At 35.9% G+C, this 14,942-nt stretch carries 16 protein-coding genes; 11 read left to right on the forward strand and 5 right to left on the reverse strand.

Annotated features, from left to right (window positions below; all coding sequences use genetic code 11):
- The first annotated feature begins 9 nt into the window (after nt 1-9).
- Nucleotides 10-282, forward strand: a complete 273-nt coding sequence (locus tag KDN24_RS09590; protein WP_409974641.1) for a UPF0223 family protein — start codon at nt 10-12, stop codon at nt 280-282.
- A gap of 42 nt (nt 283-324) precedes the next feature.
- Here KDN24_RS09590 and KDN24_RS09595 read toward each other — a convergent pair whose 3' ends face one another.
- On the reverse strand, nt 325-951 hold the full coding sequence (locus tag KDN24_RS09595; protein WP_491348397.1) for a YktB family protein: 627 nt from the start codon (nt 949-951) through the stop codon (nt 325-327).
- 189 nt (nt 952-1,140) lie between these two features.
- On the opposite strand from KDN24_RS09595, the gene KDN24_RS09600 reads away from it, so the two are divergent.
- Entirely contained in the window at nt 1,141-1,335 is a 195-nt protein-coding gene (locus KDN24_RS09600; RefSeq protein WP_409974642.1) for a YkzI domain-containing protein, read from the forward strand.
- A 222-nt stretch (nt 1,336-1,557) separates the two neighbouring features.
- The gene (locus KDN24_RS09605; RefSeq protein ID WP_409974643.1) at nt 1,558-2,358 is read left to right on the forward strand and encodes an inositol monophosphatase family protein; all 801 of its coding nucleotides are present in this window, start codon (nt 1,558-1,560) and stop codon (nt 2,356-2,358) included.
- A gap of 402 nt (nt 2,359-2,760) precedes the next feature.
- On the opposite strand, the gene KDN24_RS09610 is transcribed toward KDN24_RS09605, so the two are convergent.
- Nucleotides 2,761-2,946, reverse strand: a complete 186-nt coding sequence (locus KDN24_RS09610; protein ID WP_491348398.1) for a YlaF family protein — start codon at nt 2,944-2,946, stop codon at nt 2,761-2,763.
- A gap of 220 nt (nt 2,947-3,166) precedes the next feature.
- Between KDN24_RS09610 and typA the strand changes: the two genes are divergently transcribed.
- The 3 genes from typA to KDN24_RS09625 all read left to right on the forward strand — a co-directional run bounded on the left by typA (nt 3,167) and on the right by KDN24_RS09625 (nt 5,703).
- Complete coding sequence (gene typA, locus KDN24_RS09615; RefSeq protein ID WP_409974644.1) at nt 3,167-5,005, forward strand: translational GTPase TypA; 1,839 nt, start codon at nt 3,167-3,169, stop codon at nt 5,003-5,005.
- 69 nt (nt 5,006-5,074) lie between these two features.
- Nucleotides 5,075-5,386 (forward strand): YlaH-like family protein, encoded by a 312-nt coding sequence (locus KDN24_RS09620; protein ID WP_409974645.1) that lies wholly within the window; start codon nt 5,075-5,077, stop codon nt 5,384-5,386.
- A 29-nt stretch (nt 5,387-5,415) separates the two neighbouring features.
- Nucleotides 5,416-5,703 (forward strand): hypothetical protein, encoded by a 288-nt coding sequence (locus tag KDN24_RS09625; RefSeq protein WP_409974646.1) that lies wholly within the window; start codon nt 5,416-5,418, stop codon nt 5,701-5,703.
- Between the two features lie 54 nt (nt 5,704-5,757).
- Here the strand turns inward: KDN24_RS09625 and KDN24_RS09630 are convergent, their stop codons facing one another.
- Nucleotides 5,758-5,958, reverse strand: a complete 201-nt coding sequence (locus KDN24_RS09630) for a YlaI family protein (RefSeq protein WP_409974647.1) — start codon at nt 5,956-5,958, stop codon at nt 5,758-5,760.
- Nucleotides 5,959-6,249: 291 nt separating this feature from the next.
- On the opposite strand from KDN24_RS09630, the gene KDN24_RS09635 reads away from it, so the two are divergent.
- Nucleotides 6,250-6,705 carry a pyridoxamine 5'-phosphate oxidase family protein gene (locus KDN24_RS09635; RefSeq protein ID WP_409974648.1) on the forward strand — a complete coding sequence of 152 codons (456 nt, stop codon included), beginning with the start codon at nt 6,250-6,252 and terminating at the stop codon, nt 6,703-6,705.
- 108 nt (nt 6,706-6,813) lie between these two features.
- Here KDN24_RS09635 and KDN24_RS09640 read toward each other — a convergent pair whose 3' ends face one another.
- A complete protein-coding gene (locus KDN24_RS09640; protein ID WP_409974649.1) occupies nt 6,814-7,398 on the reverse strand; it encodes a YhcN/YlaJ family sporulation lipoprotein in 585 nt (194 codons plus the stop codon).
- Between the two features lie 265 nt (nt 7,399-7,663).
- Here KDN24_RS09640 and KDN24_RS09645 point away from each other — a divergent pair, with 265 nt between their 5' ends.
- Complete coding sequence (locus tag KDN24_RS09645) at nt 7,664-8,992, forward strand: PhoH family protein (protein ID WP_409974650.1); 1,329 nt, start codon at nt 7,664-7,666, stop codon at nt 8,990-8,992.
- 67 nt (nt 8,993-9,059) lie between these two features.
- Here the strand turns inward: KDN24_RS09645 and KDN24_RS09650 are convergent, their stop codons facing one another.
- Nucleotides 9,060-9,557, reverse strand: coding sequence for a peptidyl-prolyl cis-trans isomerase (locus tag KDN24_RS09650; protein ID WP_409974651.1), 498 nt, complete (start codon nt 9,555-9,557; stop codon nt 9,060-9,062).
- A gap of 180 nt (nt 9,558-9,737) precedes the next feature.
- Here KDN24_RS09650 and KDN24_RS09655 point away from each other — a divergent pair, with 180 nt between their 5' ends.
- From KDN24_RS09655 to pyc, 3 genes are all read left to right on the forward strand, one after another.
- Nucleotides 9,738-10,019: an Fpa/YlaN family protein gene (locus tag KDN24_RS09655; RefSeq protein WP_409974652.1), complete on the forward strand. Its 282-nt coding sequence runs from the start codon at nt 9,738-9,740 to the stop codon at nt 10,017-10,019.
- Nucleotides 10,020-10,140: 121 nt separating this feature from the next.
- Nucleotides 10,141-11,352, forward strand: coding sequence for an FtsW/RodA/SpoVE family cell cycle protein (locus KDN24_RS09660; RefSeq protein ID WP_409974653.1), 1,212 nt, complete (start codon nt 10,141-10,143; stop codon nt 11,350-11,352).
- Nucleotides 11,353-11,462: 110 nt separating this feature from the next.
- Entirely contained in the window at nt 11,463-14,903 is a 3,441-nt protein-coding gene (gene pyc, locus KDN24_RS09665; RefSeq protein ID WP_409974654.1) for a pyruvate carboxylase, read from the forward strand.
- Nucleotides 14,904-14,942 lie beyond the last annotated feature (39 nt).

Below are 14,942 nucleotides of genomic sequence, written 5' to 3' on the forward strand. Positions count from 1 at the left end.
GGGCAAAAAGTGGAATATCAGTATCCCATTGATCATGACTGGTCAACAGAAGAAATAATTGATGTTATCTCTTATTTTCAGCAATTAGAAAAAGCATATGATAAAGGTGTAAATCGTGATGAATTCCTAGCTGCGTACCGAAGGTTTAAAGAAATTGTACCGGGTAAGGCGCAGGAGAAAAAGATTTGCGATGAATTTGAGGAAGTAAGCGGTTTTTCCTCCTACCACACTTTAAAGGCTGTTAAAGAAAAAAATTCAGATGAGATAGTCAAAATGAAATAGACTTTTTTGCTGTCATAAAAAACCTCCCATCGATGGGAGGTTTTAAGACAGTAAAAGTTTGTATAATGGAACTAATGTTTTAAAGACTGATTCCGTTTTATTAATAAATTGCTCAGGAGACATCTGAATGGTTTCTTCTTTTGATATGTGTAGACCGCATAACAGTTCCGCTTTTTTAACTTTTTGTAATCGGACAAACATAGCTTTTAGATCTTCCTTTGACAACTTATGGTGTGATTTAGCAAATGGCTGTGTATGATCGATTGACCAAACAAAATGAGCAGGTACTTCCTTATGTATTTTTTTTAGATTTTTTTCTAATATTTTTCCGTAAGCCTCTTTATTAGGCGCTTCATAAATTAGAGCGAACCAAATAAAAACGTGTGATTCCCATAAGCCGATTTGAAAATGGGGAAGCATTTTATAGCCTCTCGGATTACTAGAAAAGGCAACCCAAGTGTCATTAGGTGGGTTAACCGTACGTCTAGCGTGTTTAGCGATATGTGGGAACATTTCAACTCCAGTCTCAATGGAAAGCAAAGGTGAAAAAATTTGACTAAGCTCCTCCAGTTTAGGTCTAATATGTGTAATTAAACCATGCATCCGTTCTTCTAATCCTTCGATCTTAAAAACATCAAAGTCTTGATTTGTAAAACCTGAAAATGACATCATTCAACCTCCTTAAAGCCTCATTAAATATTTTAGCATAAGGGTGAAAAAACGAAAAATTTCTCGCATGTCGTGTAGTAAAATTAGGTAATAGCACAAATTTGTTGCAACGAAACAAGATTCCTCATAATATAATAGTAAAAATAATCAGAAGATTAAATTTCAATATTCGAAAAGGGGTGTTATTCAATGAAAAAATTAATGAACTCAATCAAACATAATGGAACGGAAAGAGAAAGGACAGCTGTCCTTCGATTAGAAATGGATTATGAACTTGCTACGTTATTTGAAGCGATGAATGAGCAAAATGAGGACGTGAAAACGAAAAGTAAACAAAAGCTAGAAAAAATTCGGCAAGAACTTTTGAAACTTCAAGCATTATAAAAAATAGACAAATGTTCGATTGCTAAAGGAGAAAAAATAAATACAATGCAAAAAGGAATAAAGTTACATTTATAATAAACGAACTCCAACATAAAATTCGGGGTTCGTTTATTAATTTTCACAGATCGGATACGATAATACTTGAAGGACCTTGATCGTTAAGCTATTGTTAATTATTAGATAATACCATCAGCACGTTATTTTGAAGGCGGAGGGTTAAAAATGACGAATTGGTTAGAAATAGATCAAAATGCAAAAAGCTGGATAAAAGAAGCAGGTGAAATGATTAAACAATCTTTTAGTCATACGCTAACAATTGAAACGAAGTCCAATAAAGACGATCTAGTGACAAATATTGATAAAAATACTGAAAAGTTTTTTATAAAAAAGATAAAAGAGAACTATCCTGAACATCGAATTCTTGGGGAAGAAGGATTTGGGGATAAAATTGAGGATTTAAACGGCGTTATTTGGATGCTTGATCCGATTGATGGGACGATGAATTTTATTCACCAACAGCGAAATTTTGCTATCTCTATTGGAATATATGAAAATGGTGTTGGGAAAATTGGTTTGATTTATGACGTAGTCCATGATGAACTGTATTATGCAACAAAAGGGCATGGGGCGTTTATTAATGAGTTACCATTGCCAAAGTTGAAAAACGCAACGATTTCGGAAGCAATTATTGGGATAAATGCTACTTGGATAGTTGAAAATCAACGAATTGATTCCTCGATCTTATCACCACTTGTAAAACATGCAAGAGGAACACGCTCTTACGGTTCAGCAGCGATAGAAATGGCTTATGTTGCTTCAGGTAGGTTAGATGCTTATATTTCAATGCGTTTATCACCTTGGGATATTGCAGCTGGACTCATTTTAGTAGAGGAGTTAGGTGGAGTGGCGACAACATTAAAAGGAGAGCCCCTAAATCTGCTTGAGAAAAATTCATTATTTATATCAAAATCAGGTCTTCACGAGGAAATTATGGGGAGATTCTTACATAACGGGAAATCGTAAGAAGCAAGAAGCGCTAGATAGTACTGAGCGCTTCTTGCTTTTCTTTATAGGGTCGGAATTTATTTCTTTGAAGTTGAATGGTGTCTAGCTCCAGCGCTTAGCACCTAGTAAACTTCCGACGCACAGGACGTGCAAGTCACGCTAAGCCTGATTGTGTTTTCTAAGGGCTAAAGCCCAAAGAAAACACTTATGCAGAAGTTGCCACAGGATGTGGCGTTTTAGTCTGTCCGCCCTCTCCCTACGATAAGTCAACATCGCGACGCACAGGATGTGCTAGCGCAGGCGTTGCCACAGGACGTGGCGAACTTAGCCTGCGATCATATTACCACATGTCGTGTTTCCTTTATCTCAGTCGAGGTCAGTCCAGTTTATACGTCGCTGACCAAGGCGCTTACGCTTTTCTTATAGCATTCCGTTTTCACGTAGTTTCTTTTTTGTTTTAAAACCGAACCCCATGACAAAAATTAATGCTAAAATGGTACCGAGAATGCCTAAAATGCTTTTTTCCGCTACAGCAATTCCAATCCCCATCATGCATAGTGCAGCCCCAATCGCAAAAGCTAATAATGGCCATTTTATTTGCTTCACAAGACGCACCTCCAATATTATGTATTTACGTAAAAGGTAAAGTTAATGAACTTTTTGACTTTGGTTAATCGCAGTTTTTAACTATTTTTTTTATATACGATATTATTTTACACAAAAAACTTTTAAGTTTCCACTGTAATTATGATATAATATCTCAGTTGTAGAGTTGAAAGAAGGCAGAGATGCTTAAGATTGCTAAATAAAGGTAGGAGGAACTTCCTTGAAATTAAGAGAAGATATACGAAATATCGCCATTATCGCTCACGTTGATCACGGTAAAACAACGATGGTTGATCAGCTTTTGAAACAAGCTGGAACGTTTCGTGTAAACGAGCATGTGGAAGAGCGAGCAATGGATTCAAATGATATTGAGAGAGAACGTGGTATCACAATTCTAGCTAAGAATACTGCAATTCAATATAAAGATACTAAAATCAATATTTTAGACACACCTGGACATGCCGATTTCGGTGGAGAAGTGGAACGAATAATGAAAATGGTTGATGGTGTATTATTGATAGTTGATGCCTATGAAGGCTGTATGCCCCAAACCCGTTTCGTTCTAAAAAAAGCATTAGATCAAAAAATAACACCCATTGTGGTTGTGAATAAAATTGACCGAGATTTTGCTCGACCAGAAGAAGTAGTTGATGAAGTGTTGGATTTATTTATCGAACTGGGTGCAACAGAAGACCAGCTTGAATTCCCGGTTATTTACGCTTCCGGTATTAATGGAACTGCAAGTTTAGATCCTTCTAAACAAGATGAAAATATGCAGTGCTTGTATGATGCCATTATTGAGCATATTCCGTCTCCAATTGATAATCGTGATGAACCTCTCCAATTCCAAGTGTCATTGCTTGATTATAATGATTATGTAGGTAGAATTGGAATTGGACGTATTTTCCGTGGAACGATTCATGTTGGTCAACAAGTAGCATTAATGAAAATAGATGGTTCAGTGAAACAATTTCGTGTAACAAAAATCTTTGGTTTCTTTGGTTTGAAGCGTCAAGAAATTCAAGAAGCATATGCTGGGGATTTAATTGCCTTATCAGGTATGGAAGATATTAATGTAGGTGAAACGGTCTGTCCAGTTGAACACCAAGAAGCACTTCCGATTCTTAGAATCGACGAACCAACATTGCAAATGACATTTTTAGTAAATAATAGTCCATTTGCTGGAAGAGAAGGAAAATATTTAACTGCGAGAAAAATCGAAGAGAGATTACGTTCACAGCTACAGACAGATGTTAGTTTACGTGTAGATAATACAGATTCTCCAGATGCTTGGATTGTTTCAGGCCGTGGAGAGCTTCATTTATCAATCTTAATTGAGAATATGCGTCGTGAAGGCTATGAGCTTCAAGTATCAAAGCCTGAGGTAATTGTAAGAGATATTGATGGCGTTCGCTGTGAGCCAATTGAGCGTGTGCAAATTGATGTACCTGAGGAGCATACTGGTTCCATTATGGAGTCAATTGGAGCCCGTAAAGGGGAAATGCTCGATATGGTTAATAACGGAAATGGTCAAGTACGTTTAATATTTAATATTCCAGCTCGTGGTTTAATTGGTTATACTACTGAATTTATGACACTTACTCGTGGTTACGGAATTATCAACCATACATTTGATAGCTACCAGCCGATGGCACCAGGAAAGGTTGGAGGAAGACGACAAGGTGTGCTTGTCTCTATGGAGAGCGGAAAATCATCAACTTATGGTATTATGCAAGTAGAAGATCGGGGAACGATCTTTGTTGAACCAGGTACGGAGATTTATGAAGGAATGATCGTTGGAGAGCACACACGTGAAAACGACATTACTGTTAATATCACGAAAGTAAAGCATGCGACAAATGTTCGCTCTGCAACGAAGGACCAAACAGCTACAATTAAAAAACCAAGAATTATGACACTTGAAGAAGCTTTAGAATATTTAAATGATGACGAGTATTGTGAAGTAACTCCTGAGTCAATTCGATTACGTAAGAAAATCCTTGAAAAAAATGAACGTGAAAAAAGTGCTAAAAAGAAAAAGCTTGCTGAAATGAGTTAATGACCTATTCAAAAAGGAGCAAAACTTCCCTCCTTTTTTGAATATAAAAGTAAAGGGGGAAGAAGTAAGATGGGGAATAGTGATATAAATGATAGTCTGTCTTTTTTTGCTGCCTTATATAAAGTTCAAGAAAACTCAACATTGGGAATGTGGCTTCTTTATATAACGATCATCGTTTTATGTATTATCGTATTTAAGCTAGGATTTGCTAAAAAGCTTCCACTAATCAAATCAGCTGTTATTTATTTGTTTTTGATTTTAGGTTGTACAATATTAACATTCTTTGCCGTGTTTCTTCCAATTACAGAGGGCCTAGTAGTAGCAGCATTAATTCTAATTGTCTACAAAATTCGTCTTAATCAACAGAAGAAGCTTGGGTAGTAAAGAATCTTAGTTTGGAGATGATCGTTATGAAATCATTGCAAGACAATTTATACAATTGGTTAACAATTAAAATTGTGAAGGATGCAAGACCAGATGATACAGCAGCAGCAGAAACCGAAAAAATGTTTGGCGATATGCTTGTTAACGAACACCACCTCACTAATATAGAAATTGAAAAAGATGAAGTCATGTATTATGTTCATTTTGATCAAAATGGCGAAAGAAAGAAATCACGCTTTCCAAGAGAACTAATTGAAGTGATGCTCGATCAGATAAATTCCGAGCCTGATAAATATATTAACTATCCAGAATAAATGAAGAGCCGCACACAATTTGGCGGCTCTTTTTCCATCTGCTAAAAGTCTATTTTACCAATCTTCTTCCGTTTTTTTGCTGCGGTATAGTCTAAAGTTACCTGTTTCAATTCTTTTTAATGTATTGGTCGTTATTCTTGAATCGCATTCATTACACATATATGTGTGAATTGGTCGGTTCCGAAGTCTTTTTGCTTGTGGAGATTCATTTTCAATGGATTCGATTTTATCACATATGACACATTTTACTCGCATGCTTGCACCTCTATTTGTAAGTCTTGCTTAATTATTGTCGTTTTATTTACTATGTTTATTATATATGATGTTTGTCCTTATATCGAATTTCTTTACGAAAAATTATGCTGTTGTTAGAATATTGGATTTAGTTATGAAGGACAACAATGTTAACGAGATGAGAGTTTTAGAAGTTGAACTACTTAATAGGTTGAGAACAGATACTTTGATTGTTTATAATGTGTAAAGTATGTGTTTTATTTGTAAGTTCATGAACATCATAATATGATGAAAACTATAGGGGGGATTGAAATGGCTAATCAGGTGGAACCAAAATTAATTAAAGCCTTGTATGATGAGCTTCAAAAGGAGCGATTCGTTACTATTGCAACAGTAGATTTTGAAACAGGTGGTCCAAATGTTAGTGCCATATCATGGGTGCTTGCCAAAAATGAAGAAACCATCTATTTTGCAGTGGATAATCGCTCTCGAATTATTCAAAATCTCACAAACAACAACAAGGTCGTACTTAACGTAATTGCAAATGAATCTACATATTCTATTGCTGGAAATGCGTCTGTTAAAGCGGAAAAGCTTGATGGTGTACCGTTAAAGCTTGCTTTAGTGGAAATAAATATTAGTGAAGTAAGGGATGTCATGTTCTACGGATCAAAAATTGTGTCTGAGCCACAATATGATAAAACATATGATAAAGCAGCTGCGGCAAGATTGGATAAGCAAGTGATGGAAGCAATGAAAAACGCTTAACTTTAATTAAAATACATAAAATCCCTCCTTTGTTACAGTTAGGAAAGTGTAACAAAGGAGGGATTTTTTTGTAGAAATGTCTTTCTTAAATAGGTGAGATTGACATGTTTATTTATAGAAATTCGATTGTTCTTGTTGTTTCTTTTCTAACTGCTTATCTTGCTCATTGTTCAACCCCTTTTTATTTTTTTCTAGTGAATTTTTAGGTGTTGGATTAATAATGTCTGACGGAATTTCTGGCATAAGCCTTCCAGCGATATCTGCTAACTCATTTATAATGCCTTGAACCGGTTTTCCAGCCTTGATATCATCTGAAATTTCTTTTAAACGAGCATTCATATCTGGATCTGCAATAATGATGGCTTGAGCTCCATACGGGTCATGCTTTAAACTTTCTGCAACGGAATATTTAATTGATCCCACTTCTGAGCGTTCTAAATTTTTATTGACATCGATTCCGACTATAGCATATTGACCTAAAACAACTGCAGTAGCATCATTAACATTTGGTATACTGCTAGCAAGTTCGACAAGACGTCTTGAAATTTCTTGACCTGATTTTCTATCTACATCTTGAATGGCACTATTCTTTACATTGACTAATTTTTGTGATTGATTATCATTCCCATCATTATTATTTGCACTACAGCCAGCTAATATCATGAAAGCTAAAATGATGATCCTTGTCTTCATATTTAAAAACCTCCTATAAAATGCTAATAACCTCTGCTGAACTCCTTTGTAGAAAATTAGGATGATAAAAGGATTCTTTAACGATTATTGTGTAAAATTTCTTCTATCTTTATTCGGAAAATCATATATTTAATCAAAGTTCTATTCGTTCCACTGTCTTCACAAATTAATAAAATAGTAAAAACAGTTCATCTGTGATGGGGTGAGTTTCACTTAAGGCTGTTTTTACTTGTATAACGTCCAAAGAGGAGCGGGAGGCATCGGATTGAGTAAAATATACGTGTTAGATACGAATGTATTGCTACAAGACCCGAATTCAATCTTTACATTTGAAGAGAATGATGTCATTATTCCAGCTGTAGTATTAGAGGAAGTTGACTCAAAGAAAAGGTATATGGATGAGATCGGAAGAAATGCAAGGCAAGTATCAAGGTTAATAGATAGTTTAAGACAAACAGGAAAGCTCCATGAAAAAATACTACTTGAGAATGGTGGTACTTTAAGAATTGAATTAAATCATCGCTCGTTTCAGCAGCTACAAGATATATTTGTTGAGAAAACGAATGATAATCGAATTTTGGCCGTTGCAAAAAACCTATCACTTGAAGAAAGTACACGAAAAAATGGACGAACTGTCATTTTAGTAAGTAAAGATGCCTTAGTAAGAGTAAAGGCTGATGCGATAGGGTTAATAAGTGAGGACTATTTAAGTGATCGAGTTATTGATAATGATCATTTATACACTGGATTTATGGAAATTTTTATTGAGAAAGAGATCATTAATCAGTTTTATGAAAAAGGAGAAATTCCATTTTCAGTCATGCGGAATTTAACATTTTATCCGAACCAATTTATCATCATGAAGGATGCAACAGGTTCTTCATCATCGGCAATTGGCGTTGTTGATAAAGCTAGAAAAAAAGTAAAAAAACTTACTTTTGATTATGATCATATATGGGGAATAAAGCCAAGAAATGTTCAACAAACAATCGCTATGGAACTTTTATTAAGAAAAGATTTACCTTTAGTGACGTTGACTGGCAAGGCTGGTACAGGAAAAACTTTACTAGCTCTAGCTTCAGGACTAATGCAAACAGAGGATTTTGGTTATTATAAAAAGCTGCTTGTTGCACGTCCGATCGTTCCAGTTGGGAAAGATCTTGGTTTTCTACCCGGGGAAAAGGAAGAAAAACTAAGACCTTGGATGCAGCCCATTTTCGATAATCTCGAGTATTTATTTAATGTGAAGAAACCAGGCGAACTTGATGCGATATTAGCTGGTATGGGCTCAATTGAAGTAGAAGCGTTAACTTATATTCGAGGTAGAAGCATTCCAGATCAATTCATCATCATAGATGAAGCACAAAATTTAACGAAGCACGAAGTAAAAACAATTTTAACTCGTGTCGGTGAAGGGAGTAAAATTGTCTTAATGGGAGATCCTGAACAGATTGATCATCCATATTTGGACATATACAATAACGGGTTAACATATGTCGTTGAGAAATTTAAAGATCAAACGATTTCAGGTCATACAAAACTTATTAAAGGGGAAAGGTCATCTTTAGCACAACTAGCTGCAGATTTGTTATAAATGCTCGTTTATTAACATTATTCAAATGAAAAAAGGCGGACATAAGCCGCCCTTTTCTTTGTTCTTTTTATTCTACTTTAAATGCTTTCACATTTTTTAGAGGCTTTTCTTTATTCCTTCCATCACCAAAATAAACATGAACAGGACCATCGTCTTTTAAAGGCTGACCATCTTTTGAGAAGCCTAAAATTAATTCTTCAGCGTCCACTAATGGGACTCTGACTTCATCATCACTTGTCGTAATAATCAATGTACTTGCATCATTTTCTATTTCAGCATTACGTAGAAAAGGCTTGAATGGGATTCCAAAAGTTCCAGTTAGTACCTTTTCTTTTTCATATTTCTTTTCTGCCTTTAAAGTTGGAGGAAATATTGCACCTTCCATTATTTCTCGATCCCAATGCTTGGAAATAGATTTTGTATACTCTTCTAAATCATTTTTTTTGCTTTCTTCTGTAAGGAAATATGTATTTAAATCTAGACGACGATCATCAAATATCCATACGCCTGGATCAAGAGTGATTGGAAATTTCACTTTTCCACTTATTAAAATAATATTATCCATGAAATTCCTCCTTTTTATAAAAACTGAAGTTATGAAAATTAATCTCAATAGATTTCTTTACATCCGTAAGTATACTGCTATTATTTCTTTCGATCAAATCCTTAATATTCTTGATTTTTTCCGTTCTTAAGTATAAAATTTATAGATAGGAAAATCGCTCGGAAACGGAGGGATTGAAAGTTGGCTTCAGAGATGATAATAGATACACGTGAGAAAGCAAATGCCCTCTTAAAGGCTGATGCTGCTAAAATATTAAAATTAATTAAAGTGCAGATGGACAATCTTACAATGCCTCAATGCCCGCTCTATGAAGAGGTATTAGACACGCAAATGTTTGGATTGTCTCGGGAAATAGATTTTGCGGTTCGACTCGGCTTAATTGAAGAGTCGGAAGGAAAGGCTATTTTGGCTACACTGGAAAAAGAGCTTTCCATTCTGCATGAAGCGTCAGTAAGAAAATAAAGAAGAAAAAACTCAAACAATCTTAATGAGACTGTTTGAGTTTTTTTACTTCACTTGCAGGACATTTTAGTGCTTTAGTAGAATAAATAAAATTATGTAATAAAATAAGGGAAGAGGCATTATGGTAAAAAAAATATTAAAGTCATATGATTACTCATTAATTATTGCAGTCGTAATGCTATCTGTATTTGGTCTCATCATGATATACAGTGCAAGTATGGTAAATGCTGTACAAATTAATCATGTTGAAAGTGATTACTTTTATAATAAGCAAAAGTTCCATTTAATTATCTCTGGGCTTGCATTTGTCGTAATGGCAATATTCCCCTACAAGGCTTTACTAAATAATAAGCTGCTTATCCCAATGGTGTTTATTTCATTGGGAGCATTGTTTGCCATTTTTTTATTTGGACACGCAGTAAATAACGCACAAAGCTGGCTTAAGCTGGGAACAAGAAGTTTACAGCCTTCTGAATTCATCAAATTGACGGTAATCATTTATTTATCAGCTGTGTATGCAAAGAAGCAATCATACATAAATGAGTTTAATAAGGGTGTTGTTCCACCTCTTGCTTACTTATTGCTCGCTTGTGGACTTGTTATTATAGAACCCGACGTAGGAACTGCAGCTATCATTTTTCTGATTGCTGCAATGATTATCATATGTTCAGGAATGAGTCTAAAGAATATTATGAAGCTATGTATGATGGGCTTAATTGTGACTGTTCCATTTTTTCTTATCATGAAAGATAAATTGCTTTCTCCAGTGCGTCTTGGGCGTATCGACGCATTTATTGACCCATTCACTGCAGATCCGGATATTGGGTACCATATGATTAACTCCTATCTTGCTCTAGGTGCTGGAGGTGTTCAAGGTTTAGGATTAGGCAATAGTATTCAGAAGCTCGGGTACTTACCGGAACCTCATACAGACTTTATCATCGCTATTGTTTCTGAGGAGCTTGGAGTATTTGGTGTAGGCTTCGTACTACTTTTACTTGGTTATATTGTTTTAAAAGGAATTTATATTGGGTTAAAATCAAAGGATGCTTTCGGTAGTTTGTTAGCAATCGGTATTTCTAGCATGATTGGGATTCAATCATTTATTAATCTAGCAGGGGTATCCGGAGTCATTCCACTAACAGGTGTGCCATTGCCATTTGTAAGTTATGGTGGATCATCACTCTTACAATTATCATTGGCAATGGGGATTCTTGTTAATGTATCGATGTTTACGAATTATGAAAATAAGTATAAAAATAAACAAGAAAAAACGAAGCATGAACAAATTGAGCATTCTTCCGCTAGAATGTCTTATCAGTTTCGAAAATAGATGGAGGAGAAATCCTCCATTTGTTATATAAAAAAACAATTATGAGCGTATGCTCACAACTCTGTAATTCATTTTACAGAGAAAAACTAAAAGAATTCGGGGTGTTTTTATTGAGCAGACGTATAAACAAAGTATTAGTAGCAAACAGAGGCGAAATTGCGATCAGAGTATTTCGTGCATGTACGGAATTAAATATTCGGACTGTTGCTATTTATTCGAAAGAGGATTCTAGTTCATTCCATCGCTATAAAGCTGATGAGGCATACCTAGTTGGAGAGGGTAAAAAGCCGATTGATGCCTATTTAGACATCGAAGGGATTATTGAAATTGCGAAAAGCAGTGATGTAGATGCCATTCATCCTGGCTATGGATTTTTATCGGAAAATATTCAATTTGCGAGAAGATGTGAAGAAGAAGGCATTATTTTCATTGGACCAGAGTCTCGTCATCTAGATATGTTCGGTGACAAAGTAAAAGCAAGAACTCAAGCCCAGCTTGCAGAAATTCCGGTAATACCTGGCAGCGATGGCCCTATAAAAGAAATAGATGATGTGATTAACTTTGGAAAAAAGCATGGATTTCCGATCATTATAAAGGCGTCACTTGGTGGTGGCGGAAGAGGCATGCGCATTGTTCAAAATCTAGATGAAATAAAAGAGGCTTATGATAGAGCCAAGTCTGAAGCGAAGGCTGCATTTGGAAGTGATGAAGTCTATGTAGAAAAGTTTATTGAAAAACCAAAGCATATTGAGGTTCAAATCATTGGGGATAAGCAAGGAACGATCATTCATCTTTATGAAAGAGATTGTTCTGTTCAACGACGACATCAGAAAGTAGTTGAAGTCGCTCCGTGTGTCTCTTTAGAAAGTAAACTTCGCGACGAAATTTGTGAAGCAGCAGTTCGTTTGATGGAAAATGTAGGCTATTTAAATGCAGGGACAGTCGAATTTTTAGTCGCAAATAATGAATTCTATTTCATAGAAGTAAACCCGCGAGTTCAAGTTGAGCATACAATAACGGAAATGATAACAGGAATAGATATTGTCCAAACACAAATTTTAGTTGCTGAGGGGTATTCCCTCCATAGCGAAAAAGTTGGAATTCCTAGTCAAGAAAACATTCATATTAACGGTTACGCAATTCAATCACGTGTAACGACTGAGGATCCACTTAATAATTTCATGCCTGATACTGGGAAAATTATGGCTTACCGCACAGGTGGAGGCTTTGGTGTTCGGCTTGACGCAGGTAACGGTTTTCAAGGAGCGGTCATTACACCTTACTATGATTCATTACTTGTGAAGTTATCAACACAGGCGATGACATTTGAGCAGGCTGCTGCCAAAATGGTAAGAAATCTTCAGGAATTTAGAATTCGAGGTATTAAAACAAACATCCCTTTCCTTGAAAATGTTGTCAAACATGAAAAATTTATTAAAGGCGAATACGATACTTCTTTTATTGATCAAACTCCTGAGCTGTTCATGTTCCCGGTACGAAGAGACCGCGGAACAAAAATGTTGAACTATATTGGAAATGTTACGATAAACGGCTTTCCAGGTATTGAACAGAAGAAGAGACCTATTTTTGCTCAACCGAGAATTCCTAAGCTAAAAGCTGATACGAAATTTCAAGATGGAACAAAGCAGATTCTTGAGAAACAAGGTGCAGACGGACTGGTTAAATGGATTAAGGAACAAAAGGAAGTGTTGCTAACAGATACAACTTTCCGAGATGCGCATCAATCATTATTAGCAACTAGGGTTAGAACGAACGATATTAAACATATAGCAGAACCTACTGCTAAACTATTGCCGGAAATGTTCTCATATGAAATGTGGGGAGGGGCAACATTTGATGTGGCGTACCGCTTTTTGAAAGAGGACCCTTGGGAAAGACTCTTAATTTTACGAGAAAAAATGCCAAATGTCCTCTTTCAAATGCTATTCAGAGGATCAAACGCTGTCGGTTACAAAAACTATCCTGATAATGTTATTCGTGAGTTTGTTAAAAAGTCTGCCTATGCAGGTATTGATGTATTCCGTATTTTTGACAGCTTAAACTGGATAAAAGCGATGGAGGTAGCCATTGATGCAGTTCGCCAAACAGGAAAGATAGCTGAAGCAGCAATCTGTTATACAGGTGATCTAACTGATTTATCTAGACCAAAATACAATTTAAATTATTACAAAAATTTAGCAAAAGAGTTGGAAAATCAAGGCGCTCATATTTTAGCGATTAAAGATATGGCAGGTTTATTAAAGCCTCAATCAGCATACACGCTTATAAGCGAATTGAAAGAAACGGTTAACATTCCCATTCATCTTCATACTCACGACACGAGTGGGAATGGGATCTTAACTTATGCTAAAGCGATAGAAGCGGGAGTCGATATTGTTGATGTCGCCTTAAGTACAATGGCAGGCTTAACTTCTCAGCCAAGTGCAAACTCACTTTACTATGCATTAGAAGGGACAGATAGAAAGCCAAATATTAATATTCAAGCCCTTGAACAGCTATCTTATTACTGGGAGGATGTGCGTAAATATTACGCGGACTTTGAGTCAGGAATGATGTCCCCACATACGGAAGTCTATCAACATGAAATGCCTGGAGGTCAATATAGTAATCTTCAGCAGCAGGCGAAGGGGGTAGGTCTTGGAGATAAATGGGATGAGGTTAAAGAAATGTATACCCGTGTAAATCTCATGTTTGGTGATATTGTAAAAGTAACACCATCTTCTAAAGTAGTAGGAGATATGGCATTATTCATGGTTCAAAATCAGTTAACTGAAAAAGATGTGCTGGAAAAAGGGAATTCTATTGATTTTCCTGATTCAGTCATCGAGCTATTTGAAGGGTATCTTGGACAGCCTTACGGAGGGTTCCCGGAAGAATTACAGAAAGTAATTTTGAAAAATCGAAAACCACTTACAGTTCGTCCAGGGGAATTGCTTGAAGATGTTGATTTTGATGGCATGAGTGAACAACTTTATAAAGAGCTTGGAAGGCCTGTGACAAGCTTTGATAAATTAGCTTATGCCCTTTATCCTAAAGTTTTTCAAGACTATATTAAAACCGTTGAGCAATTTGGGGATGTATCTGTTCTTGACACACCAACCTTTCATTTTGGTTTGAGATTAGGTGAAGAGGTTGAAATTGAAATAGAGACAGGTAAAACGCTTATCGTGAAACTAGTTTCGATCGGACAACCGCAAGCAGATGGAACTAGAGTTGTTTATTTTGAATTAAATGGGCAGCCTCGTGAAGTTATTATTAAAGATGAGAGTATTAAAGCAACAGTTGCTTCAAGAATGAAGGCAGATCCGCATAATGAAAGCCATATTGGGGCTTCAATGCCTGGAACCGTTATTAAGGTTGTAGCCAAAAAGGGAGAAAAAGTAGAAAAAGGTGATCATTTAATGATTACTGAAGCAATGAAGATGGAAACAACCGTTCAAGCGCCATTTTCGGGTACGATAAAAGATATTTACGTAGGAAATGGTGAAGCCATTCAGACAGGTGATTTATTAATAGAACTTACAAAATAGAAGAAAATAAAAGAGAGGAATAGCACATGGCTATTACCT

The organism is Cytobacillus sp. Bva_UNVM-123, assembly GCF_046351715.2.
Classification (GTDB): Bacteria; Bacillota; Bacilli; order Bacillales; family Cytobacillaceae; genus Cytobacillus.